Origin of the sequence: Mesotoga sp. UBA5557 (assembly GCF_002425715.1) — a bacterium.
In the GTDB taxonomy this organism is placed as follows: Bacteria; Thermotogota; Thermotogae; order Petrotogales; family Kosmotogaceae; genus Mesotoga.
Window position 1 is genome coordinate 1 of sequence record NZ_DIMV01000007.1, and the last position, 2,995, is coordinate 2,995.

1 protein-coding gene is annotated in these 2,995 nt (G+C 44.4%); it reads right to left on the reverse strand.

The features are described from left to right. Positions 1-256: 256 nt before the first annotated feature. Positions 257-2,353: an EAL domain-containing protein gene (locus tag B3157_RS00640; protein ID WP_292588033.1), complete on the reverse strand. Its 2,097-nt coding sequence runs from the start codon at positions 2,351-2,353 to the stop codon at positions 257-259. Between the last annotated feature and the right edge of the window lie 642 nt (positions 2,354-2,995).

Here is a 2,995-nt window from a genome sequence, read left to right on the forward strand (position 1 = left end):
TTTTCGAACCTGCAACCACCTACCTGCAACCTCGGTACTTCAAGACCAGATCCTGAACAGGAGCCCCCAAACAGGAGCCCCAAACAGGAGCCCTGAACAAATGCATATCAGGGCAGGCTCATTGGGGCAGGCTCTACAGGATGACAAAGTGAGTGGCTCTGATCATATTGCTTCAATTTGCTTCTTGAGGATTGTGTCAAGCTCTTGCTATATGCTCCTGACCTACCACCCGCGAGATCCACGATTAAGGCGATCTTTACTGGCGATTGTATTTCTCCAGGAATTTAATTGCGTCTTCTTCGTCCAGTGGTTTGCTGATCAAATGTCCCTGTATTCTATCGCAACCCCATTTCTCCAGATACTCTTTCTGCCTTTCGTGTTCTACCCCTTCAGCTATAGTAAAATGACCTAGCTTATGTGCCATCGAAATGATGTCACTGGTGATGGCATCATCGCTCTCGAGATACTGCAGCCTATCTATGAAGGATTTGTCTATCTTGAGACAGTTCACGTTTAGATCTCTTTCCCTTGCAAAAGAGGAGTATCCGATCCCAAAGTCGTCTATGGCTGTATGAATCCCTATATCACTCAGTTTGCCAAGAATACGGTTTATTTTCTCGTGATTCGAGGCAAATACCGACTCGGTGATCTCGAGTCCAACATTCTTAGGAAGGACCTGAGTTTGCTCTATCATCTCAAGAAGGCTATCTGTGAAACCGTCCCTCAATAACTGGATGGCCGAGACATTGATTGAAACCCCGATCGATCCATAACCACTTCTCTTCAGCTTATTCAAGAAACCGAGTGCCTGGAGAATAATCTTCCTGCCGATCGGAACGACAAGATTTGTTTTCTCGGCTATCGGGATGAATTCCAGAGGCGGCACCGGGCCAAGTCCTTCAATACTCAATCTCGCCAGAGCTTCAAAACTGCTTATCTTATTAGACTTCAGATCAAGAATCGGCTGGAATTGCACGAAGAGCCCAAAATCCTTCTCGTCTGTCGAGATTTTCGCCAGTTCTAAGGTTATCTGCTGTTCTCGAACCATTTGTTTCTCGATTTCTTCGTTATAGAAACAGATTCCAATGTTTCTATCATATATGTTGAAAGCCTTCTCAGATGTGACTAGAAGCCTTCTCAGTAGGAGATCGGCATCCTTCTCATCACCTTCACCGATTTCAATTACTCCAATACCACCTTTAATCCTTTCCATCAGAAGGACAGGCTCCAGTTGCTTTGCAACTTCTATGGAAAATTTCGTCAGTTCGTTCTTGTCTTTATAGCCCTTCAAGTAGAATGCGAATTGATTCTCGTATGTGTTGAAAAGCAGGCGCCTATCTGTGCAGAACTGCCTCAACATATCTGCAATCTTCTTTATAAGGTCCTGAGTGTATTGAAATCCATAAGTAGATGTCAGTGACTGCACTGTACTTAAATCCACGCTCACTAAGGCTCTTTTCTCCCGCAGTCTGTTCTCATCATCTCCTTCCAGAAGAGTTTTCAGGTAGTTGCGGTTATATAGGCCAGTCCAACTATCGTGTTCAGAGCTATATCTGAGTGTATTCTCGAACTCCTTACGGCTGGATATATCCTTAAGAAGGGCAATATGGCCGCTTTCACTCTCGCCCGGCAGATGGAAGGACGCCACTGTCATTTCAACCCATACAGAAGAACCATCTGGCCTCACAAACCTCTTCTCCATTGTATAGCTCTGGATTTCGCCTGATTTCAGCTTTCTATAATTCTCTAGATCCTTCTCCAGATCGTCTGGATGAGTAATACTTGCCCAGCCAAGCTCAATCAACTCCTCTTTCGTTCTACCGGTAATTTGCTCGAATGCTGAGTTGATCTGTGTTTCTGGATCCACATTCTTATCTTTGGGACCGCTAGCGTAGGAAATCGAAATTCCAATCGGTGCCCGGCTAAAGATTGTGTTGAACACTGACTTTAGCTCGACTTGCTTCTGTTCTTCCAGCTGCCGACTTCTGAGCAATTCAAGATGGATATTGACTCGAACCTTCAAAGCATTTATACTAATAGGCTTCCTTATGTAGTCCACAGCACCAAGTTCCAGACCTTTGCTTTCGTCTTCCAGTTCTTCATAGTTTGTCAGTATTATTGTTCGTACTCTCTTATAGCGATCATCCGCCTTCAGCGCCGCCAGAACCTCGAATCCATTCATTCTGGGCATATTAAGGTCGAGTATGATCAGCTGAATCTCTTCGTGCTCATCTATTCTCTGCATTGCTTCCACGCCATCACTAGCTGTCAGAAGATCGTACTCGCTCAACATCTTCTCAATCATAAGGCGATCAGCCGCCGAGTCATCGACAACCAGGATTTTCACAGGCATAAATCATCTCCCTTAAGCAATAAACTAACCTCAAATCACAAAAAAGAGAGGCTTGAAGAACTACCTCCCTTACTACGCTCTTATTGAATGAGATCCATACATTGGAATACATCGAAGAGCACATTGTAAATGGCTGGTCCAAGTTTCCGCTCGCAATGAATAACACGCGGGTCTCTTCGTGGGTCGTTTCTCCTAATTCCCGAAGACCAGCAAAAAGAGGGACGAGTTCTGCATTGAGAAAGGGCACCGTCTGTACCTCAAACAGGCTGATGGTCTCGAAGAAACAACCCTTCTTGAATCGATTACCTACTTCGTTTTGTCCGTTATCTTCCATGTCTTTCTCCTGGCAGTCATAAAACAGAATCGCTAGTATCTGAATAATAGCATATGTCCTTTGTTTCACAGTGCCAAGAGAATTGGAGTCTGACCCTGTTCATTCGGATAACAATCATAAGTGCATCTCTTTGATTATCATCCATGATCTCATCGGGGCAGACATCTTTCGCCACCTTCCACGTGACCTCAAGCACATCATAATGCGCTCTTATTCCTGACTTGTAGCCTTCATTCCCGAAAAGTCTAACGATGAAAATCTTCGTGAAGCATTGAAAAGAGTAAGGTAGAGTTATTTTCTATAGGTTT